This window comes from Tissierella pigra, assembly GCF_018917845.1.
GTDB lineage: Bacteria > Bacillota > Clostridia > Tissierellales > Tissierellaceae > Tissierella > Tissierella pigra.
Window position 1 is genome coordinate 1,268,137 of sequence record NZ_JAHLPJ010000001.1, and the last position, 21,583, is coordinate 1,289,719.

19 protein-coding genes and 1 other annotated feature are annotated in these 21,583 nt (G+C 30.2%); of the genes, 16 read left to right on the forward strand and 3 right to left on the reverse strand.

Features of this window, described 5'->3' with window-relative positions:
- Window positions 1-31: 31 nt before the first annotated feature.
- From arsB to KQI41_RS06280, 12 genes are all read left to right on the forward strand, one after another.
- Complete coding sequence (gene arsB / locus KQI41_RS06225) at window positions 32-1,093, forward strand: ACR3 family arsenite efflux transporter (protein WP_154439060.1); 1,062 nt, start codon at window positions 32-34, stop codon at window positions 1,091-1,093.
- Between the two features lie 275 nt (window positions 1,094-1,368).
- Complete coding sequence (locus tag KQI41_RS06230; protein WP_216584757.1) at window positions 1,369-2,307, forward strand: DDE-type integrase/transposase/recombinase; 939 nt, start codon at window positions 1,369-1,371, stop codon at window positions 2,305-2,307.
- Between the two features lie 255 nt (window positions 2,308-2,562).
- Window positions 2,563-2,819: a binding site (T-box leader), on the forward strand.
- A gap of 84 nt (window positions 2,820-2,903) precedes the next feature.
- Window positions 2,904-4,118 (forward strand): tyrosine--tRNA ligase, encoded by a 1,215-nt coding sequence (tyrS, locus tag KQI41_RS06235; protein ID WP_154442980.1) that lies wholly within the window; start codon window positions 2,904-2,906, stop codon window positions 4,116-4,118.
- A 296-nt stretch (window positions 4,119-4,414) separates the two neighbouring features.
- On the forward strand, window positions 4,415-5,719 hold the full coding sequence (locus KQI41_RS06240; protein WP_195838062.1) for a S8 family serine peptidase: 1,305 nt from the start codon (window positions 4,415-4,417) through the stop codon (window positions 5,717-5,719).
- A 356-nt stretch (window positions 5,720-6,075) separates the two neighbouring features.
- Window positions 6,076-7,182, forward strand: a complete 1,107-nt coding sequence (locus KQI41_RS18870; RefSeq protein ID WP_154442979.1) for an HD-GYP domain-containing protein — start codon at window positions 6,076-6,078, stop codon at window positions 7,180-7,182.
- A gap of 212 nt (window positions 7,183-7,394) precedes the next feature.
- On the forward strand, window positions 7,395-8,132 hold the full coding sequence (locus tag KQI41_RS06250) for a GntR family transcriptional regulator (protein WP_195838061.1): 738 nt from the start codon (window positions 7,395-7,397) through the stop codon (window positions 8,130-8,132).
- Window positions 8,133-8,223: 91 nt separating this feature from the next.
- Complete coding sequence (locus KQI41_RS06255; RefSeq protein WP_154442977.1) at window positions 8,224-8,781, forward strand: ECF-type riboflavin transporter substrate-binding protein; 558 nt, start codon at window positions 8,224-8,226, stop codon at window positions 8,779-8,781.
- 24 nt (window positions 8,782-8,805) lie between these two features.
- Entirely contained in the window at window positions 8,806-10,524 is a 1,719-nt protein-coding gene (locus KQI41_RS06260; protein WP_154442976.1) for an ABC transporter ATP-binding protein, read from the forward strand.
- Complete coding sequence (locus KQI41_RS06265) at window positions 10,514-11,347, forward strand: energy-coupling factor transporter transmembrane component T family protein (protein WP_154442975.1); 834 nt, start codon at window positions 10,514-10,516, stop codon at window positions 11,345-11,347. The genes KQI41_RS06260 and KQI41_RS06265 overlap by 11 nt, the downstream gene beginning before the upstream one ends.
- Window positions 11,348-11,363: 16 nt before the next feature.
- Window positions 11,364-12,206 carry an SAM hydrolase/SAM-dependent halogenase family protein gene (locus tag KQI41_RS06270; RefSeq protein ID WP_154442974.1) on the forward strand — a complete coding sequence of 281 codons (843 nt, stop codon included), beginning with the start codon at window positions 11,364-11,366 and terminating at the stop codon, window positions 12,204-12,206.
- A gap of 8 nt (window positions 12,207-12,214) precedes the next feature.
- The gene (locus KQI41_RS06275; RefSeq protein ID WP_154442973.1) at window positions 12,215-13,021 is read left to right on the forward strand and encodes a GNAT family N-acetyltransferase; all 807 of its coding nucleotides are present in this window, start codon (window positions 12,215-12,217) and stop codon (window positions 13,019-13,021) included.
- Complete coding sequence (locus KQI41_RS06280) at window positions 13,014-13,856, forward strand: SAM hydrolase/SAM-dependent halogenase family protein (protein WP_154442972.1); 843 nt, start codon at window positions 13,014-13,016, stop codon at window positions 13,854-13,856. The genes KQI41_RS06275 and KQI41_RS06280 overlap by 8 nt, the downstream gene beginning before the upstream one ends.
- A gap of 178 nt (window positions 13,857-14,034) precedes the next feature.
- Here KQI41_RS06280 and KQI41_RS06285 read toward each other — a convergent pair whose 3' ends face one another.
- From KQI41_RS06285 to KQI41_RS06295, 3 genes are all read right to left on the reverse strand, one after another.
- On the reverse strand, window positions 14,035-15,132 hold the full coding sequence (locus KQI41_RS06285) for an IS4 family transposase (RefSeq protein ID WP_195838080.1): 1,098 nt from the start codon (window positions 15,130-15,132) through the stop codon (window positions 14,035-14,037).
- A gap of 138 nt (window positions 15,133-15,270) precedes the next feature.
- Window positions 15,271-16,194 (reverse strand): pseudouridine-5'-phosphate glycosidase, encoded by a 924-nt coding sequence (locus tag KQI41_RS06290; RefSeq protein WP_154442887.1) that lies wholly within the window; start codon window positions 16,192-16,194, stop codon window positions 15,271-15,273.
- Window positions 16,195-16,198: 4 nt separating this feature from the next.
- The gene (locus KQI41_RS06295; RefSeq protein WP_154442886.1) at window positions 16,199-17,125 is read right to left on the reverse strand and encodes a carbohydrate kinase family protein; all 927 of its coding nucleotides are present in this window, start codon (window positions 17,123-17,125) and stop codon (window positions 16,199-16,201) included.
- A 245-nt stretch (window positions 17,126-17,370) separates the two neighbouring features.
- Between KQI41_RS06295 and KQI41_RS06300 the strand changes: the two genes are divergently transcribed.
- Genes KQI41_RS06300 through KQI41_RS06315 form a run of 4 tightly spaced genes read left to right on the forward strand, consistent with a single transcriptional unit; the run spans window position 17,371 to window position 21,580 of the window.
- The gene (locus KQI41_RS06300) at window positions 17,371-18,435 is read left to right on the forward strand and encodes an ABC transporter ATP-binding protein (protein ID WP_154442885.1); all 1,065 of its coding nucleotides are present in this window, start codon (window positions 17,371-17,373) and stop codon (window positions 18,433-18,435) included.
- Window positions 18,432-19,328, forward strand: a complete 897-nt coding sequence (locus KQI41_RS06305) for a carbohydrate ABC transporter permease (RefSeq protein ID WP_154442884.1) — start codon at window positions 18,432-18,434, stop codon at window positions 19,326-19,328. Before KQI41_RS06300 ends, KQI41_RS06305 begins: the two co-directional genes overlap by 4 nt.
- A gap of 14 nt (window positions 19,329-19,342) precedes the next feature.
- Window positions 19,343-20,164, forward strand: a complete 822-nt coding sequence (locus KQI41_RS06310) for a carbohydrate ABC transporter permease (RefSeq protein ID WP_154442883.1) — start codon at window positions 19,343-19,345, stop codon at window positions 20,162-20,164.
- Between the two features lie 51 nt (window positions 20,165-20,215).
- A complete protein-coding gene (locus tag KQI41_RS06315) occupies window positions 20,216-21,580 on the forward strand; it encodes an ABC transporter substrate-binding protein (RefSeq protein ID WP_216585032.1) in 1,365 nt (454 codons plus the stop codon).
- Window positions 21,581-21,583: the final 3 nt, after the last annotated feature.

Here is a 21,583-nt window from a genome sequence, read left to right on the forward strand (position 1 = left end):
TAAATAATTTTAAATGAAAGGTGGAATATTTATGACAAAGGAGAAACTATCACCAGGAATTAGTTTCTTTGAAAAATACCTTACTATATGGGTAGCTATATGTATGATAATTGGAGTGTTAATAGGAGTCTATCTGCCAGGTATTCCCGAATTTTTAAATAAATTTGAGTATTATAATGTATCAGTTCCTGTAGCAATATTAATATGGCTGATGATATATCCAATGATGTTAAAAGTTGACTTTAATAGTGTAAAGAAAGTGAGGGAAAACCCGAGAGGACTTATAGTTACTTGGGTTACAAATTGGTTGATTAAGCCATTTACCATGTATGGTCTGGCATATTTTTTCTTTTTTATATTATTCAAAAATATGATTTCTCCTAATCTAGCTAAAGATTATCTAGCGGGAGCAGTGCTTTTGGGAGCAGCTCCATGTACAGCCATGGTATTTGTTTGGAGTCACTTAACAAAGGGAAATCCTGCCTATACCCTTGTACAAGTTGCGACAAATGATCTTATTATTTTAATAGCATTTGTTCCAATAGTAGCGTTTTTATTAGGTATAAGTGGATTTACAATTCCTTGGGGTACTCTTTTTTTATCTGTAGTATTATTCGTAGTAGTTCCTTTAATTGCAGGAATTTTCTCAAGGAACTTTATTACAAAGAAAAAAGGTGTAGAATACTTTGAAAAGGTGTATATACCTAAATTTAGTAGTGTTACGATTGTTGGATTATTATTAACATTGATAATTTTATTTTCATTCCAAGGTCAAACTATTATTGAAAATCCTTTAGATATATTGTTAATTGCAGTACCATTGACAATTCAAACATTCTTAATATTTTTTATAGCATATTTATGGTCAAAAGCATGGAAACTTCCATTTGATGTTGCAGCACCAGCAGGTATGATAGGTGCATCAAACTTCTTTGAGCTTGCAGTAGCTGTAGCAATATCATTATTTGGATTAAAATCAGGAGCTGCTTTAGCAACAGTAGTAGGTGTACTCACAGAAGTACCTATAATGTTGGCTCTTGTAAGTGTTGCCAATAGGACAAAGTATTGGTTTGCTAAACCAAATAATAACTAATTCTAGTTTTGAGGTATACCGAATTAAGGAAAGAATAGAAGATTTAATTAGGAGAGTAAAGAATAGAGAAATATGAAGATACTTTGGAACATTCCGTGTATTGTAGGTTATAAAATATATCTAACAGGGTATTTAAAAAAGTTTGCTCATTGATATTGCTCAAATTATTTATGATATGAGACAATACATTTGTGACAAGTAAATATGAAAAAAGGAAAGACCTCTGATATAATGTTGTTTACCATAACAAACAAAAATCGGAGGGATCTTTCCTTATGAAAACAATTATAACAGAAGAGATGAGATTTCGTCAAAGGGTAGTTAAATATGCAATTAAACATGATAATAATGCTAAAGCAGCTAGAAGATACCACACTAGCCGTCAGCAAGTCCAACGTTGGAGAAAAAGATATGATGGAGATGTAAGATCTTTGGCAAATAAAAGCAGAAGACCACAATTTCATCCTAACCAACATACTCAAGAAGAGTTGGACTTAATAAAGCATAAACATAGATACCATCAGCATGAAGGATATGCACAAGTGTATCGGAAGTTAAGGGATGCAGGGTATAAAAGAACTTATGACTCTATGTGTAGACAGCTAAGAAAAATGAAATTAAACGTAGCCAAGAAAAGAGCTAGTTATCCTAAATCTAATTATCGTAAAGATGCTACTACTTATCCTGGAGAAAGAGTGCAAATAGATGTAAAATATGTTCCAAATGAATGTATTGGTTTTGCAAGTAATCATAGTAGATACTACCAAATAACAGCTATTGATGAATATTCAAGAAAGAGATATTTAGAATTAGTTAATGAACTTAGCACATATAGTACATCTAACTTTTTAACACGATTAGAAGATAAATTAGGATTTAAAGTTGAATTGGTTCAAACTGATAATGGAATCGAATTTGTTAATGATCAAGATATTACAAATAAGAAAACTAGATTTGAAAAGTATTTAGAAAAGCTAGATATAAAACACAAACGTATTCGTCCATATTCACCATGGCAAAATGGTATAGTAGAGCGTAGTCATAGGATAGATAATGAATTATTCTACAGCAGAAGACGGTTTAGTAGCTATAAAGAAATGGAGAAGTCATTTAGAAGATATAGTAACAAATACAATAACATAGCAAGGAAAATTCTTAACTTTAAGACGCCAAATGAAATAGTTGAGGAGTACTTCTCTAAAAATGCTGCTTAAGATGGTATTACTAATAATTATTTAATCAAGGATCGCTATCGCTTTCCTCCTTGACAAAATAATTACTAGCAATTTAAGAAAACCACAGCATTATTCAGAGAAAATTTTTCAGAGGTCGTGTCACATATGTTTGACTTCTCTAGACTCATTGATATTGCTCAAATTATTTAACCGTTGACTTAATAAGAATTATAATATATAATCTTGCTAATTAATGATTGAATAACGAATATTTGTTGTATTTAGATTATAAAAATAAAAGTTATGATAAGAATTAGTAGCAATCAGTATACCAAACAGAAAGTTACCGTATGATGAGAGGTGCATGGTTAGGGATTGTGAATACATCTTTGAGCTTTGCACCGAAGAGTTTTTACTTAGTAGGCTGCAACGGAAATCAGCTACCGTTATCTTGCTAGGGTATCTCATCTATGATGATGTACTTAATGAGGTAAGTAATGTGAGTTACTTACGAATTTAAGGTGGTAACACGAAATAATCTCGTCCTTTTGGAAACAATGGACGAGTTTTTTTATTGCTAAATTTTATAGGATTTGTGCAGGTATTGAAAATATTATTTTAAGGAGATGTTAAATATGTTAAAACCAGAAGAACAAATGCCAATTATTTTAAAGGGAGTTCATACTTTAATAAATGAGGAAGAATTACTAGAAAAACTTAAAAAGTCCTATAATCAGAATAGCCCCCTAACTATTAAACTGGGACTTGATCCTTCTGCACCAGATATACATTTAGGTCATGCAGTTGTATTGCGTAAAATTAAGCAAATGCAGGATTTAGGACATCGTGTAGTAATTGTAATTGGTGATTTTACTGGAAAAATAGGTGATCCAACTGGGAAGTCAAAGGGTAGAACTGCTTTAACTGATGAGGAAGTAAAGGAAAATGCTAAAACCTATTGTGAACAGATATTTAAAATACTTGATGTAGAAAAAACTGAAGTAAGGTTTAATAGTGAATGGCTTTCTAAACTTACTTTTGAAGATATTATTAAACTAGCTGCCACTACTACAGTTGCTAGAATTTTGGAACGAGATGATTTCCATAATAGGTATCAGAATCAAGTTCCAATAGGAATTCATGAGTTTTTTTACCCATTAATGCAGGCATATGATTCTATTGAGTTAAATTCAGATATTGAACTTGGAGGAACAGATCAAACATTTAATATTCTTATGGGGAGAAATCTCCAAAAGCCATTTGAACAGGAACAGCAGATTGCTATGTTTATGCCTATTCTTGAAGGTTTAGATGGTGTAGAAAAAATGAGTAAAAGTCTCAAAAATTATATTGGTATAAATGAACCCGCTGAGGTAATGTTTAAAAAGGTCATGGAAATCCCTGATAGACTTATTATTAAATATTTTGAGCTGACGACTGATGAGCATCCAGATAAAATAGATAAAATTAAAGCAGAACTAAATAATGGTGCAAATCCTCGAGATATTAAATATCATTTGGCTAAAATTATAGTGTCCCTTTACCATAATCCGAAAGAAGTAGAAAGAGCTATTGTGTACTACGATACAGCATTTAGCAAAAAAGATATTCCAGATGATATTCCAGAACTTTCAATTGATGGGGATAAAGAAACCATTGGAGATATTATTTTAGAAATAGTAAAAATGAATATTGTAAAAAGTAAAAGTGAATTTATTCGATTAATAAATCAGGGAGGAGTTCAATTAAATGGTGAAAAACTAATATCAGAGGATATGAATAGAAGAATTAAACCAGATGATGTCATGAGAATCGGAAAAAAACGATTTTTAAGATTTAAATATAAGTAGTATTATCATAGAATGTAACTATAAACCAATAAAATTAAATGTTATAATATAAGAATATATAACGTGGAGAATATGGATAGATAAATTATCAAGTCAGACTAGTATATAGGAGGCATTGACTATGGCTACATTTGGAATTACAACTTAATTATACAAGAAAATATAAGGAGCCGGTTTAATATTTTGTTTGACTGTAAGTGTAGTTTGCAAGAAATGATACAGGGTGATTCTGTAATAGTAAGGCTGTTCAGAAAATCTATTTAACATAAAACCAATAAAATAGGAGGAGTGTTAAGATGAAAAGAGTTTTGAGTTTATTTTTAGTAATTATGATCTTACTAGTTGGCTGTACTCCATCTAAACCAATTGAAAAGGAAGCATCAGAGTTACTGGAACAACCTGAAGAGGTAATAGAAACATCAGAACAACCAGAAGAAATATCAGAATCAGTAGAACAACCGAAGGAATATAGGACGTTGCTATCCCCAGAAAACACCTTAAGTATTGTGAGAAAACCTGGTGTAAATGACTACTCACTTATTAATCCTGAAAAAATGACAAAGCTTCCAATTTACAATCCAAATTCAAGTGAAATGTGGTTTCAAGTGGATTTAAGGAGCAGGGATTTGACAAATCTTGACTTATCAGATAGACTTAATGACCTCCTTCATGCCAATTTTGACAGTAAAACTCAATGGCCTGATAAAATTCCTGATGAATTTAATCCTCAGATGATAATGAAATTAGGGAAAAATCCTGGACTAGGAATAAGAGAACTACACAAAAGAGGAATTACTGGAAAAGGAGTAGGTGTAGCAATCATTGACCAAACATTGTTGGTTGATCATATAGAATATAAAGAACAATTAAAGTTATATGAAGAAATCCACTATATTGATGAAGTTGCGGCAATGCACGGACCAGCAGTTGCATCTATTGCTGTAGGCAAGACAGTTGGAGTAGCACCTGAAGCTGACCTTTATTATATTGCTGAAACACATGGAACTTTTAATCTTGGGGGCAATTTTGAGTGGGATCTCTCATGGCTTGCACAGTCTATTGACCGTATTGTAGAGATTAATAAAATACTTCCTGAAGGAGAAAAAATTAGAGTTATATCAATTTCCTTAGGAGTAGTAGATTTTAATGGTTATGAACAAGTACTTGATTCAATTAATAAGGCCAGTGAGGAAGGAATCTATACTGTATATGTAGGAAGTAATCCATATTTTGGACTTGGTCGTGACCCTTTAAAAAGTCCAGAGGATATTATTTCATTTACAAAAGCTGATGCTTGGAATAAACAAATGTATGGAAATACTAGAATCTTGGTTCCTATGGATAGTAGATGTACTGCAAGTCCTACAGGTACTGAGGATTATGTTTTTTATAAAGAAGGTGGTCTGAGTTGGACAGTACCTTATATTGCAGGGTTATATGCACTGACATGTCAAGTTAAACCCGACATTACACCTGAAATTTTTTGGAGAGAAGCCCTCGATACAACAGATACCATATCTCTTGGCAGTGGCAATCAAGAAGAACTTAGTAGGATAATTAATCCAACGAGATTACTTGAAAAGATTGAGAAAATAAAATAGCCCATATCTCTCGTCTCAAAATATGTCTTTGAGGCGAGAGTTTTTATTTAATTAGGAAACTCTTACTTTTTTATATTTTATAAATAAAGAAATTTATATAAATAAGTTTAAACTAAAACTATATTTAACACTTAATAAATAAAAGAGGGTCCATTAAATGGTTAAAAACTAACATCAGAGAATTGAAAAGAGGAATAAAGTCAAATGATGCCATGAGTAAAGGAAAATTTCAGACTTAAATAAAAGTCAATACTATAATAGGAAGAAACTTGACAATCACTTTAATTGAATGTTACAATTTCCATATTAATTTCTAAAGGAATTAAAATACGTATTGGTACTAGAGGTGTAAAGTAGTGAGAAGGATTCCAATAGAATATGCCAAAGAGGGAGATGTTTTAGGCAAGACCTTGTATAATGAAATGGGTGGTATGCTATTAAAGGAAGGGTCTAATCTTAATTGGTATATGATAGAAAAGTTGAAATCATATGGTTATTTAAGTATATATATTAAAGATAAATATACGGAAGAAGATATTGAAGAGATTATAAAGCCTGAAGTTGTAAATAGGATATATAGCCTACAGGGGAGTTTAAATAATGTAATAAGAGGTTCCAGCAATGAGAATAAAATAGATAGTAAAAAGGTAAGAAGCCATGTAAAGAATCTTAATGAGATAATAAAAGAGGTGGCTTATGATATTGTATCTAGTAAAAATGTATTGGAAAACTTGGCAAGCATTTCCATTTATGATGATTATACATTGACTCATAGTTTAAATATGATGATGTTATCTATAGTTATTGCTAGAGATATAGGATTTAATATGAATGAGATAAAATCATTAGCAACAGGATGTGTATTTCATGATATAGGAAAAATATTTTTACCTATAGAATTAATTAATAAACCAGGAAAATTTACTGATGAGGAGTTTAGTTTAGTACAATCCCATACTGAAAAAGGATATAGATTTTTGACTGATCATACAGATTTATCTGCTGTTTCAAGAAATATTTCCTTATGTCATCATGAAAGAGAAGATGGATTAGGATATCCTAGGGGATTAAAAGGTGATGAAATTCATATATTTAATAAAATAGCTTCTATATCTGATGTCTTTGATGCACTTACTTCAGATAGACCATATAGAAGAGCTGTACCTTTACACGATGCTATGGAGTATTTATTAGCATCAGGAGGAAATCACTTTGATATAGATTTAATTAAGGTATTTTCCCAATCAATCAATGTTTTTCCTAAAGATACCTTTGTACATTTAAGTGATAACAGAGAAGGGATTGTATATGAAATAAACTCAGAATTTCATACGAGACCAAAGATAAAGGTTTATGGAGAAAACGGTAAAAAAGTAGCACCTTATATAATAAACTTAAAAGAACATAATAATATAGTTATAGAAAAAGTCATACATGTCTTTTCTTTTGATAAAACCAATTAAAAGAAGGTTATCGAAATCATCGATAACCTTCTTTTTTATAATTAATAATAAAGTTTTATTATATAGTACGTCATATAAAATATTTGAGATGGGATAATAGAAATAATTCTATTAGTTGTCCTTGACAAAGCCTTATTGATAGAATATTATAAAAATAAGAAACTTGTTCAACAAGTATATAGTTGTTAGACATGTATAAATGGAGGTATAATATGGCCACAAGAAAAATAAGAAGTCAATCTTCATCTAAAATTCCATCTTATTTGCCTATATATAATATGTTGTACTCTGATATTATCAACGGATTATATGAAGAAGGAACTATACTGCCTAGTGAAAGTACATTAAGTGAAAAGTATAAGGTTAGCAGACATACCATAAGACAAGCCTTAACTATTTTAACAGAGGATGGACTAATACATAAACAACAGGGAAAAGGCAGTATAATAACAAATAAAAGTCAGGCAAATTATAATCAAGAAAAGAATATCTATAATATAATTTTGGAGTGTGCTAAAAAAGAAATTGATGAAATTGATATTAAATATAATTTTTCGCCACCTACAGATGTTGCCATGGAAAGATTGGGTATAAATGCAAATGAGATTGTAATGGCATCTAACAATATATACTATATTGAAGGTAAACCTGTAGGACATGGATTTTTTCAGATTCCAGTAAAACATATTAACCTGCTTCCTATTGATTTAAATAAAGAAAAGGATGTATCAGAATTAATTAATAGAAATATTTTCGATATGGCTTATTCTGCTAAGCTACATGTTAGATTGGTTTTGGCAGAAGATAATATTACTCAATTTTTAGATATAGAAGAAAATGAACCTATAATATATATAGAAGAAATATTAAAAAATGAAAAAGGTGAAGGAATTGCTAGATGTAAATATTACTTTATACCAAATTATTTTGATATAAATTTAAATTTATAATTATTATAGAAATTCATTATGTCTCAAGACTAAAATATATTAAGTTAAGTTGTTTAGTGTAGGCTTATATTAATTATTAAGGAGGAAGATTATGAACAAATACTTTAAAGTAACAACTAAAACCATAGTTGCAACAGGTTTAGGTGCTGCAATATTTATGCTTTTATTTATGTATGTAAAAATACCTTCACCAATTCCTGAAACCAGTTTTCAAACTGCATATGGCATATCTGCATTCTTTGCAACCATATATGGACCTATTGCAGGAGGACTTATAGGATTTATAGGACATGGACTTAGTGATGCTCTTCAATACGGTTCCCCATGGTGGAGTTGGGTAATCGCCAGTGGACTTTCAAGTTTTATCTTTGGATTTGCATATAAGAATACTGGAGTAGAAGATGGTGAATTTAAAGGTCAAGATATTGTAAAATTCAATATAATTCAAGTAATTGGAAACATTATTGCATGGATGATAGTTGCACCAGTACTTGATATTGTAATCTATGCAGAACCTGTAAAGCTTGTATTTGCACAGGGAGGAATAGCTGTAATTATGAACTCTATTAGTGCAGGAGTAATAGGTACATTTTTCCTTATTGCATATTCTGCAACAAGAACAAAGAAAGGTAGTATAAGTAAAAAATAAACCATATCATATTTGGAGGCATATATGAATAACCAACCAATTATCGAATTCAGTGATTTTACATTTCAATATTATAGTCAAAGTGAACCTACACTTCACAACATTAACTTAAAAATCTATCCTGGAGAGAAGATCCTGATAGTGGGGCCAAGTGGTAGCGGTAAAAGTACCCTTGGACATTGCTTAAATGGTCTCATTCCCTTTTCCTATAAAGGGGATATATCAGGTAGTCTAAAAATAGATGGACTTGAGACAAAAGAATTAGATATATTTAAATTATCCAAATCTATTGGTACTGTTTTGCAAGATTCAGATGGTCAATTCGTTGGATTGACTGTAGGTGAGGATATTGCATTTTCATTGGAAAATGATAATGTAAAAAACAGTATTATGAGAGAAAGGGTAGAAGAAGTATCTAGAATGGTAGATATGAATAATTTTCTAACCTCATCTCCATATGATTTATCAGGGGGACAGAAACAACGAACAGCTTTAGCTGGAGTTATGATAGATGATGTAGATGTACTTTTGTTTGATGAGCCTTTGGCAAACTTAGACCCGTCAACGGGGAAAAAGGCCATAGAAATCATTGATAGTATTCATAAAGAATCTAAAAAGACAATTATAATAATTGAACATAGGCTAGAAGATGTACTTCATCAAGATATTGATAGAGTTATTTTAATAAATGATGGACGTATACTAGCGGATATGAATCCACATGAATTAGTTTCTTCTTCTGTACTTGTTGATAATGGAATAAGAGAGCCTCTTTATATAACAGCATTAAAATATGCTGGTGTAAAAGTAAATGAGAAAATGATGCCTGGTTATATATGGAGTTTAAAAATAGAAGATAAGGATAATAAAATACTTAATTGGCATAAATCAATAAAAGAAGAAAAGATAATCCTAGAAAGTAATTCATTTTTAAGGGTTGAGGATATTTCATTTTCCTATACTTCAAAGCGAAAAGTATTAGAAGAAATAAGCTTTGATATTAAAGAAGGTGAAATGGTATCTATAGTTGGCAAAAATGGTGCAGGAAAATCTACCCTATCTAAAATTATATGTGGATTTGAAAAACAGAGTAAAGGTAATATCTATTATAAAAATAATAATATTAAAGATATGACTATTAAGGAAAGAGCAGAGATTATAGGATTTGTAATGCAAAATCCTAATCAGATGATTTCTGAAAATATGATTTATGATGAAATAGCCCTTGGACTTAGACTTAGAAATATAAATGAAGATGAAATAAAGGAAAAAGTAGATAAAGTTCTAAAAATATGTGGATTATCCCCTTTTGTAGATTGGCCTATTTCAGCTTTAAGTTATGGTCAGAAAAAGCGTGTTACCATAGCCACAATTTTAGCTTTAGATCCTAAAATTATAATATTAGATGAACCAACTGCAGGTCAAGATTATAAACATTATTCCGAAATCATGGAGTTTTTGAAGGAAATTAACTCCTTAGGTATAACAGTAATATTTATAACCCATGATATGCACTTAATGTTAGAGTATACTAAGAGAGCCATTGTGTTATCTGATGGTAAAATAATTGCTGACGATAAACCCTCAGTAATTCTTACAGATAAAAATATAATAGATAATGCAAATTTAAAAGAAACATCTCTTTTCAATCTTGCACAAATAGTTGGTATAGAAGATGAAACAAAGTTTGTACAGGGTTTTATTGATTATGAAAGGTCGGTGGGATTCCTAAATGAAAAATAATTTATTTTCATATAATTTAGTAGATACACCAATTCATAGACTATCTGGCCTTACTAAACTAATAGCATTTTTATTGCTGACTTTTGCAGTTATGTTTTCTTATGATATTAGGGTGATTATATGTGTGATGATTTTTTCTTTCTACATATTAAAAGTATCACAGATTAAGTTTTCTCAAATAAAGCTTATGGTAATTTATGTAGGACTTTTCCTAATTACCAATACTATAATTACTTATTTATTCTCACCAGAAGAAGGTGTAGGAATTTATGGGACAAGGCATGAAATAGTACATTTAATTGGTAGATATAGTTTAACAATGGAGCAAATTTTTTATCAGACTACAAAGTTTTTAAAATATGCTTCAGTAATACCGCTGGGAATTATATTTCTATTAACAACAAATCCTAGTGAATTTGCTTCATCCTTAAATAGGGTAGGAGTCAATTACAAGGCAGCTTATGCCGTAGCATTAACTTTAAGGTATTTTCCTGATATACAAAGGGAATATGTAGATATAAGTTTGGCTCAACAGGCTAGAGGTCTTGACTTATCAAGTAAGGCAAAGTTAAAAGATAGATTTAAGAATGCTTTACTTATAATAGTACCTTTAATATTTTCGACTATGGATAGAATAGAACTAATTAGTAATGCCATGGATTTAAGAGGTTTTGGAAAATGTAAAACAAGAACCTGGTATAATTCAAAATCAATGAATAAAGGAGATTTTATTGCAATAGGGATTTCCATATTAATTTTTATAGGAACTATTTTAGTATCTATATTTATTAATAAAAGTAGATTTTATAACCCATTTATTTAAGGAGGAAAAGAAAAGTATGAAGCCAATATTAGTATTTCAAACAGATTTTACGTATAAAGAAGGTGCTGTTTGTGCCATGTATGGAGTTGTTAAAACAGTAGATAGGTCACTTGAAATAATTGATGGAACTCATGAAATACCACAATATGATATATGGAGCGGTTCTTATAGATTATTCCAATCCATGAAGTTTTGGCCAGAAGGAACCATATTTGTATCTGTAGTTGACCCTGGTGTAGGAACTAAGAGAAAAGCTTGTGTAGCAAGAACTTCAGATGGATATTATGTTGTTACTCCAGATAATGGTTCTTTAACCCATTTGAAAAAGTGGATAGGAATTGAAGAAGTAAGGGAAATTGATGAAAATGTAAATCGATTAAAAGGAAAAGACACAGAAGGAGTTAGTATATTCCATGGTAGAGACTTATTTGGATATTGTGCTGCAAAACTTGCAAGTGGAATAATTACTTATGAAGAAGTAGGACCATCATATCCGGTAGAAGAAATAGTAGAACTACCTACACATGAACCAGTAATAGAAAAAGGTTGTGTTAAAGGAATGTTTGAAATAGGAGACCCTAATTTTGGTAACCTATGGACTAATATTCTGTTGAAGGATTTCAATGAAGCAGGCTTTAATTATGGAGATAGAATAACAGTGAAAATAAGCCACAATGGTGAACTGAAATTTGAAGAAACTTTATTATTTGAAAAGTCCTTTGGCTATGCAGAAATAGGAGAAGCCTTAATATATAATAATGAATTGATGAAAATAAGTGTAGCAGTAAGTCAAGGTAGTTTTGCCGATAAATATTCCATAAGCTATGGTCCAAAGTGGACTGTGGAATTCAGTAAGTAGGATTAGGTATGTTAGTTAAAGCAATAGAAAATCATAGGGAAGAAATATTAAACTATTGCCTAGAGGAAGAAGTTTTCAATATCTTTATAATTGGAGATATTGAAAACTTTGGATTTTCATCTGAAATACAAGATATATGGTATGAAAAAGAAGATGATAAAATCATGGGAATAGCACTTAGATACCATACTACACTTATTGTTTATAGTAAAGATTTAAATATGGATTTTTCATTAATTACATCTATTACTGACAATATGAATATAGAAAACATAAGTGGTAAATCTACGGTAATGGATAAACTTTATCCTTATTTAAAATATAATTATAGCAGGAAAGACACTAAATTTTGTCAGCATAGAGATATAAATGCTTTAAAAGAAGTGGAAGAAGATATAAAAATAGCAAAAGAAGAAAATGCCATGGAAATAGCCAATATATATGGTAAAATTCCTGAATTTAAATCTTTATATTCATCTGATGTAAATATTAGATATAAGCAAATTTATAACCGTATTTCTACTGGTGAAGGTAAACATGTATTTATAAAGGATAGCTTAGGAATAGTATCTCATGGAAATACTACAGCAGAAAATAGTAATAGTGCTATGATTGGTGGAGTATTTACAAGAGAAGATAAAAAGAGAATGGGTTATGGAAGTCAAATAGTATCTTATTTAACTAAGGATTTATTAAATAGAAAAAAGAATGTATGCTTATTTTATGAAAACAAAATAGAAGGACAGTTTTTTGCGAAACTAGGCTTTGAAACCATAGGGAGTTGGACTGTACTAAGGAGGGAAAAGGATGAATAAACTTTTAGTATTGCAAAGTGACTTCGGGTTAGTAGACGGAGCTGTAGCAGCAATGATAGGAGTTGCTCATGAGGTAGATATGAATCTTAAAATATATAGTTTAACTCATGATATAACTCCATACAATATATGGGAAGCCTCCTATAGATTATTTCAGTCAGTAAAGTTCTGGCCAAAGGGTACAGTTTTTGTGTCGGTAGTAGACCCAGGAGTTGGCTCTTCAAGAAAATCTGTAGTAGCTAAAACTAAAGATGGACATTTTGTAGTTACTCCTGACAATGGAACATTGACTCATATAAAGAAATATATAGGCATAGAAGTAGTAAGAGAAATAGATGAAAAAAATCATAGAAGGAAAGAATCTGAGCTTTCACATACCTTCCATGGAAGAGATATATTTTCTTATACTGGTGCTAGATTAGCTTCTGAAAAGATTAGTTTTGAAGAAGTAGGAGGAGAACTTCCTGTAGATAAAATAGTAGAATTAGAAGTAGGGAAAGTTACTAGAACTGAAAGCAGTATAAAAGGAAATATAGATATATTAGATGTTCGTTTTGGCAGCCTATGGACCAATATAACTAGGGAAGACTTCTTGAAAATAGGATTTGAATATGGTGATAGAGTAGAAGTAGTTATAAAGAATGGTTCTACTTTAGTTTATAATAATAGAATAACCTTTGGAAAGTCTTTCGCAGATGTATATGTAAGTGAACAGATAATATATGTAAACTCATTGCTTAGAATGGCAGTAGCCATAAATCAAGGAAACTTTGCTAAAGCCTATAGTATAGGTACTGGAATCCATTGGACAATAGAATTTAAAAAAACAAGTTAATATAAAATAAATAAGAGCCTGAAGTACTAGTGTTGCATTAATGTAAAATTTAAGCTTTGACAAAATGGATGCTCTAAATACAGCATCCATTTTGTCAATATTATACTATATATCATATATTTACCATCTATTACGTATGGAAAACCAAGGCTAGAAAAGAAATACTTTTTTTAAAAGCTTAACCACTTAATAAATTTAAAACTGATGATTCTTCTAATAAATTTACTTCAATTATTCTACTTATTGAAATCATAGAAGATTTAATTTTCATTCTTGTCTTTAATAAAGCTAGTATTACATAAGATATTAATGCTGAATATATTTGTATTTTAACAGCATTTTGATTATGGCCTAACCATTTCTTTATTTTTAAGTTTTGCTTAACCCATTTAAAGAAAAGTTCTATTTTCCATCTCAATCTATATAATTCCATAATTTCTTCAGCTTCTATATCAAATACATTTGTAAGAAATCTTATTTCTTTCCCCTCTTCATCAAAGGTTAGAATTTCTCTATATTTATTATGTGTTTTATTTTTACTGTAATCAGTTCCTAAGGTGATTTCAGCATCAAATACTAATTCGTTCTCAACATAAGTTGATCTTATTTCCTCAATTACAGCATTAGTATTTTGTCTTGTAATGAACTTATATCCATTGTCAGTCAAATTATCATACCAATTATAATTATAGTAACCTCTATCAAAGAGATATAATGTATCCTTATCATCAAAAAAGTCATCAATACACTTTCTATCATTAATTTTTGCAGGTACAATATTTACTTTTTCAGGTAGGCTTTGAGATATATTCAATAAAGTACTAATCTTTATTCCTGATGACTTACCTTCAAAAAATAATTCAGGTGCTAAAGAGGAAGCTATTGTAATAACTGTTGAATCAAAAGCCTTAATTTCTTTAAATTTTTCATTAGATTTCTTAATTCCTAACTCCTTTTTAGCCATATTTATCATGCTATAATAAAGTTCTTCAAATATTCTATAGTCTCTATTGGCATTCTTCCTTGAAAGTTGTGAAAGGCTTGGAACATTAACTGTTCGTTGTAATTTTGGACTATAATTTAATTTATCAATTAAGCCTCTTAAGCTTTTCGTATTACTTAACTGAAGATAAAGCATGGAAAAAACATGAGATTTAGTGTTAAAATGTTGAATCCTATAATCTGAATTATATTTATTAATTATATAATTTAACTTATTTCCATTTATTACTTCTATTAATTTACTAAAAACTGTTTTATTATTATATTGAACCATAAAAAAGAACCCCATTTCATTGTTTTCTAGTCAAAAACAATTTAACACAAGGGGTTCTTTTTTTCATTATATAAATTTTTCCATGTCAACCTGTAATTATTTCTTTAATGCAACACTAGTAAGCCTGAAGGCTCTTATTTATTTTATATTACATAACTCAGATGCAATTTGTGCTGCTAGCTTTACATTGTTATATACTAATTGGATATTTGCCTCAAGGCTTTTACCTTCTGTAATCTTTTGAATTTTATCTAATAAGTAAGGAGTAGTTTCTTTTCCTTTTATTCCAAGTTTATCTGCTTCAACAGTGGCTTCTTCTATTGCCTTTGATATATAAGCACTATCCATAGCATATTCCATAGGAATAGGGTTGGTAATAACCATTCCACCTGTCATATTTAAATCTTCTTTTGCTTTCAAAGCTTTTGCTATTTCCGTAGGTGTATCCATTCTATAATTTACATTAAACCCACTTTCTCTAGTATAGAAGGCAGGAAGCTCTTCAGTTTGATAACCAATAACAGGAACTCCTTTAGTTTCTAAATACTCAAGAGTTAATCCCAGGTCTAAAATAGATTTTGCACCAGCACATACAACAGCTACATTAGTATTAGATAATTCTTCTAAGTCAGCAGAAATATCCATAGTAGTTTCTGCACCTCTATGAACTCCACCTATACCACCAGTACCAAATACTTTTATTCCAGCAAGAGAAGCTATTATCATTGTAGCAGCCACAGTTGTAGCACCATCTTCTCCTCTTGATACAAGAATAGGTATATCTCTTCTACTAGCTTTAGTTACATTAAGTCCCTTTTTACCAAGATAATCTATTTCATCAGGTGTAATACCTACAGTAAGCTTTCCACCAATAATAGCAATAGTTGCAGGAATAGCACCATTGTCTCTGACTATTTTTTCAACATTTAAAGCGGTTTCTACATTTTGAGGATAAGGCATACCATGGGATATAATTGTAGATTCCAATGCTACTACAGGTTTATTTTCGTCAATTGCCTTTTGTACTTCGGGATTGATTACTAAAATATCTTTTAAATTCATATAATTACCTCCAATTGTTTTCCATTAAATTTATAATATGTTCTTCTGATATATTTTCAGATACTGTTGAATTAGAATTAATACAAATATAAGAAGCTGATAGACCAGCCTTAGCTGACTTTTCTAAATCAAAATTCTTTAGATATGCCCAAACAACAGCAGCTATATAACTATCTCCTGCACCAGTAGTATTTATAACTTTAGTCTCTATAGGTAAGATATTTCCTTTATGAGTACCATCAGTGTAATAAACTCCCTTAGATCCTAAAGATATAAATAGTCTTTTTACACCTTTTTCAAGAATAATATTAGTTGCCTTTTCTAAATCTCCTATGGTGTTAATTTTCATATTAGAAAGGATTTCAGCCTCAATGATATTTGGCTTTAAGGTGTGAATATTTTGAATGGAATCTTTAATTTTTTCAGTTTTCTTAGTAGAAACTGTATCAAGAAATATAGGAACATTACAATTATTCATCAAATATTTAAGAGATTCTTCAGGTATATTAGTATCAACTACACATACTTTAGAATTATTGATTACTTCAAGTTTTTCTTTTAGATAATTAGGAGTAATATACCTATATATTTCCATATCAGAAATAGCCACTTCCATTTCACCAGATTCGTTAGTGATACACAGGTAGGTAGATGTTCGTTCATTAGGAATAATAAGAGAATGTTCTAAACTAATATTAAGCTTTTTACAACTACTGGTTATTTCCCTAGAGTATCCATCACCTCCCAATACTGTGATAAATTCCACATTAACATTCATTCTACTGAGATTTTCAGCAATATTTCTAGCTACACCACCTAAAGATAAAATAGTTTTACCTGGGTTGGAATCATTAGGATTTAATCCATAATGGGGTGTACCTGTAATGTCAATATTAGCACCACCAATAACAGTTACATACTGTTTTTTCATTTATTCACCTACTTTAAATATACTTGTACATATATATTATACCCTAGATTTTAAATTAGCAATAATGAATAATTATTTAGTTTTTTAAGATTTTAAACAATTAAATTAATCTATAGTAACTCATATAAATATAGAAATATCGAATTTAACTTATGAACTTAAAAATGTTATTCTATAGGTTGGTAGAAAAACATGATTTATGAAAATAAATATTAGAATCTGAATATAGGAATTTGAGGGATTATATGAAAATTATTTTAGAAAATATATGTAAAACATTTGGCTCAGTTAAAGCAGTAAGTAATTTGAATTTAGAAATAGATGATGGAGAATTAATATCTATATTAGGACCCAGTGGCTGTGGGAAAAGTACTACATTATCTTTAATTGCAGGACTTTTAAAACCTGATAATGGAGAGATATATTTTGGAGATAAAAAAGTTACAAATATAGAACCTGAGTATAGGGGAATAGGAATGGTATTTCAGAACTATGCACTATATCCCCATATGTCTGTGTTAAAAAATATTATGTTTCCATTGAAGATGAAAAAAATCCATAAAAAAGAAGCCAATAAAATGGCTATCCAAATGGCTGAACTTACAAAAATAGAAGATTTGCTACATAGAAAACCTTCTGAACTCTCAGGAGGACAACAACAAAGAGTTGCAATTGCTAGAGCCTTAGTAAAAAAACCTGAAATATTATTGTTAGACGAACCTTTATCTAATTTAGATGCAAGGCTTCGTATTGAAATGAGAGAAGAAATCAGACGAATTCAGCAGGAAATAAACATAACTACTATTTTTGTTACTCATGACCAAGAGGAAGCAATGAGTATTTCAGATAAGATTTTATTGATGAAAGATGGGTTGTATCAACAATATACTACTCCAAGGGAAATGTATTCTAATCCTTCTAATAAGTTTGTAGCTAGGTTTTTAGGAAATCCACCTATTAACTTTATAGAAACTGAGATAATGTATAATGGAGAAGTTGTAAAATTACATAATAGTCGTATTATATTAAATCTATCTAGACATTTAAAAGGCAAAGGAATAAAGGAAAACCAAGTAACATTGGGAATTAGACCAGAGGATTTTATTATAACTAATAAAGATGAAGCATTATTTTCTGTAGAGGTAATAGGTATCCAAATCATGGGAAAGGAAATCTATATTATTGCCAATATAGACGAAGGGATAAAGGTTACATTAGTTGCTTCATGGGATTTTAATATAGATGTAGGGGACAGGCTATATTTAGACGCTAAAAACATCCACATATTTCACAGGGGGGATGTTTGTTGAAAAAAATAGATAAATTAAGAAAATCCAATACCTTTAAGGGATTATTATATATTTTTCCTGCAACATTAATTTTAATTGTATTTAAGATTTATCCCATAATTAAATCCTTTACTATGTCTTTTTATACTGACTTTGATTATTTAAGTGGTGAAGTATACAAAAGGGGACTTGATAATTTTCAATATGTATTAAGGGACCCAGATTTTTATTTAGCACTTAAAAATACATTTTATTTTGTGTTGGGAGCTGTTCCTTTATCAATAATACTATCCCTAGGGTTTGCTTTGTTATTAAACTCTAATATAAAGCTAAATAGTTTCTTTAGATCTATATATTTTCTACCTTTTGTTACTTCAACAGCTGCCTTAGCTATTATATGGAGGTGGATTTTTAATGGTGATTATGGACTAGCTAATTATATGGTTTTATTATTAGGAGGAAAAAAAATAAAGTGGCTAACAGATCCTAGCTTTACAATTCCAATCCTAGTCTTATTTAATGTATGGAAGGGCATGGGGTATAAAATAATTATTTTCTTGGCAGGATTACAAAATATTGATAAAAAATACTATTTATCTGCCAAAATAGATGGTGCAAGTAAATGGAATATATTTACAAATATTACTTTACCGTTACTAAGTCCTACTTTATTCTTTGTATCTATTACTTCTGTAATAGGTGCTTTTAAAATATTTGATGAAGTCTTTGTATTATATAACACTGGCACAGGACCATTGAAAAGTGGACTAACTATTGTTTACTATATATTTAATAAATTCTATAGACATTGGCAATTTTCCATTTCTGCAGCAGCAGCCTTTGTACTATTTATTATAATACTTATATTTACTTTAATTCAGCTGAAAATTGGAAAGACCAAGTCTAATTACTAATAAGGATGATATTGATGAAAAGAACATTACAGAAAACTTTAATATATATGATACTTACAGTAGGTGCACTTTTTATACTAATACCCTTTATATGGATGATATCAACTTCTTTAAAGCCCTCCAATGAGGTGCTTATAATGCCACCAAAGTTTATCCCTTCCAAGTTAATATGGGAGAATTACAAGATAGCTTTGGAGGCAGCCCCCTTTAATACATATTTTAAGAATAGCATAATAGTTACAGTTTCTGTTACAGCAGGAGAAATAATAACTACTATATTGGCAGCATTTGCTTTTTCTAGAATAAACTTTAAGGGCAGAGACCTTATATTTACTATTCTTATAGCTACTATGATGGTACCTGGGGAAGTTCTTACTATACCTAATTTTGTGACATTGAGTAAGCTCGGATGGATAGATTCGTATAAGGCATTGATAATTCCTTGGTGTGCCAGTATATACTCTATATATTTGCTTAAACAGCATTTCATGAGTATACCAGATGAGTTATATAATGCTGCCAAAATTGATGGATGTAGTGATTTTAAATTTTTGTGGACCATAATGGTTCCACTGGCAAAACCTGCCATAGTTACCTTGATTATATTGAAAGTAATCAGTAGCTGGAATTCATTTTTCTGGCCTCTTATAGTAACTAATTCTAAGGAAATGAGAACATTACCTTTGGCTTTATCCGCATTTACTGATGAATTTGGAACAGAGTACAATGTTTTAATGGCTGCAACAAATATTATAGTATTGCCTGTAATAATATTTTATACGATACTTCAAAAACATATTATATCGGGAGTATCTAAGGCAGGAATAAAAGGATAATTTAAACACTTAATAAGTGATTAAATAAAATAAAAAGTAGGAGGATATTAAATGAATAAACAGTTATTATCATTATTTTTAGTATTAATATTATCCCTAGGACTTGTGGGTTGTAAATCAAACCCTGTAACTCCAGTAGATAATAATGAAAAAGTAGACAATGCAGAAGAAGTAAAAGAAGATGGAATTTTAACAGAAATTACAAATCCCACAGAAGTCGTATTTTGGCATGCAATGAGTGGTTCAAATGAAGAAGCTTTAACTAACTTAGCAAATAAATTTATGGATGAAAATCCAAATATAAAGATAAATCTTCAATTTCAAGGCAATTATAGAGAATTGTTTGAGAAGTTAATGGCGGCTGCTAAAGCGAATCAATTGCCAACTATGACTCAAATATATTCAAATAGATTATCTTGGTATATTGAAAAAGGATTAGTTGAAAATCTAAATCCTTATATGGAAAATGAAAAAGTTGGATTAAGCAAAGAAGAATTAGCAGATTATCCAGCGTTATTTTTAGATGATGGAATATGGAATGGTAATCAATATGCTATGCCTTTTAACAAAAGCCAAATGGTTCTATACTATAATGTAGATATGTTTAAAGAAGCAGGAGTTGAAGTACCTAAAACATGGGAAGAATGGAAGTCAGTGGCAGAAAAGTTGACTAAAGATACTGATGGAGATGGAGAACCAGATGTATATGGAATAGTATTTGCAAATAATATTTCTACAGATATAGCTCCTTGGTTAAAACAAGCAGGGGGAATGACTATGAATGAGGATACAAATGAACTGTATTTCGATACTCCAGAAACAGCTGAAGCAATTGAGTTTTTAAATGGTTTAATTCAATCAAAAGTAGCTCGTACAGCAGGAGAAGATAAATATGCAAATGTTCCATTATCACAAGGAAGAGCAGCTATGTGTGTAGCATCTACATCAGCTATATCTACTATAGAAAAAGATACATTGGAAGGAGTAAATTTATTTGCAGCACCTCTACCAGGACACAAGACAAATGATCAGTTATATTATGGTACAAACGTAGCAGTATACAATACGGCTACACCAGAGGAAAAATTAGGTGCTTGGTTATTTAGTAAGTTTTTATCAACACCAGAAAATACAGCTTATTTAGCACAAGAAACAGGATACTTGCCAGCTAGATATTCTGCTAGAGAAATACCTGAATACAAGGCATACCTAGAATCAGCTCCAATTAAAGCAGTTGGACTAGAGAGTTTTGATATTGGTTTCCAAGGAACAAGAAATATTGGTGGAATAAATGCACTAGATGTACTAGGAGAAGAACTAGATCTAGTATTTGCTAAAGAAAAATCTATACCAGAAGCTTTAAAAGATGCTCAAGAAAGAGGAACTAGGGCTTTAGAAGAGGCAAGAAAGAACTAATAA

Coding starts and splice junctions, on each gene's coding strand:
- arsB (WP_154439060.1), top strand. CDS start 32: ATGACAAAGGAGAAACTATCACCAGGAATTAGTTTCTTTGAAAAATAC.
- KQI41_RS06230 (WP_216584757.1), top strand. CDS start 1,369: ATGAAAACAATTATAACAGAAGAGATGAGATTTCGTCAAAGGGTAGTT.
- tyrS (WP_154442980.1), top strand. CDS start 2,904: ATGTTAAAACCAGAAGAACAAATGCCAATTATTTTAAAGGGAGTTCAT.
- KQI41_RS06240 (WP_195838062.1), top strand. CDS start 4,415: ATGAAAAGAGTTTTGAGTTTATTTTTAGTAATTATGATCTTACTAGTT.
- KQI41_RS06250 (WP_195838061.1), top strand. CDS start 7,395: ATGGCCACAAGAAAAATAAGAAGTCAATCTTCATCTAAAATTCCATCT.
- KQI41_RS06255 (WP_154442977.1), top strand. CDS start 8,224: ATGAACAAATACTTTAAAGTAACAACTAAAACCATAGTTGCAACAGGT.
- KQI41_RS06260 (WP_154442976.1), top strand. CDS start 8,806: ATGAATAACCAACCAATTATCGAATTCAGTGATTTTACATTTCAATAT.
- KQI41_RS06265 (WP_154442975.1), top strand. CDS start 10,514: ATGAAAAATAATTTATTTTCATATAATTTAGTAGATACACCAATTCAT.
- KQI41_RS06270 (WP_154442974.1), top strand. CDS start 11,364: ATGAAGCCAATATTAGTATTTCAAACAGATTTTACGTATAAAGAAGGT.
- KQI41_RS06275 (WP_154442973.1), top strand. CDS start 12,215: ATGTTAGTTAAAGCAATAGAAAATCATAGGGAAGAAATATTAAACTAT.
- KQI41_RS06280 (WP_154442972.1), top strand. CDS start 13,014: ATGAATAAACTTTTAGTATTGCAAAGTGACTTCGGGTTAGTAGACGGA.
- KQI41_RS06285 (WP_195838080.1), bottom strand. CDS start 15,132: ATGGTTCAATATAATAATAAAACAGTTTTTAGTAAATTAATAGAAGTA.
- KQI41_RS06290 (WP_154442887.1), bottom strand. CDS start 16,194: ATGAATTTAAAAGATATTTTAGTAATCAATCCCGAAGTACAAAAGGCA.
- KQI41_RS06295 (WP_154442886.1), bottom strand. CDS start 17,125: ATGAAAAAACAGTATGTAACTGTTATTGGTGGTGCTAATATTGACATT.
- KQI41_RS06300 (WP_154442885.1), top strand. CDS start 17,371: ATGAAAATTATTTTAGAAAATATATGTAAAACATTTGGCTCAGTTAAA.
- KQI41_RS06310 (WP_154442883.1), top strand. CDS start 19,343: ATGAAAAGAACATTACAGAAAACTTTAATATATATGATACTTACAGTA.
- KQI41_RS06315 (WP_216585032.1), top strand. CDS start 20,216: ATGAATAAACAGTTATTATCATTATTTTTAGTATTAATATTATCCCTA.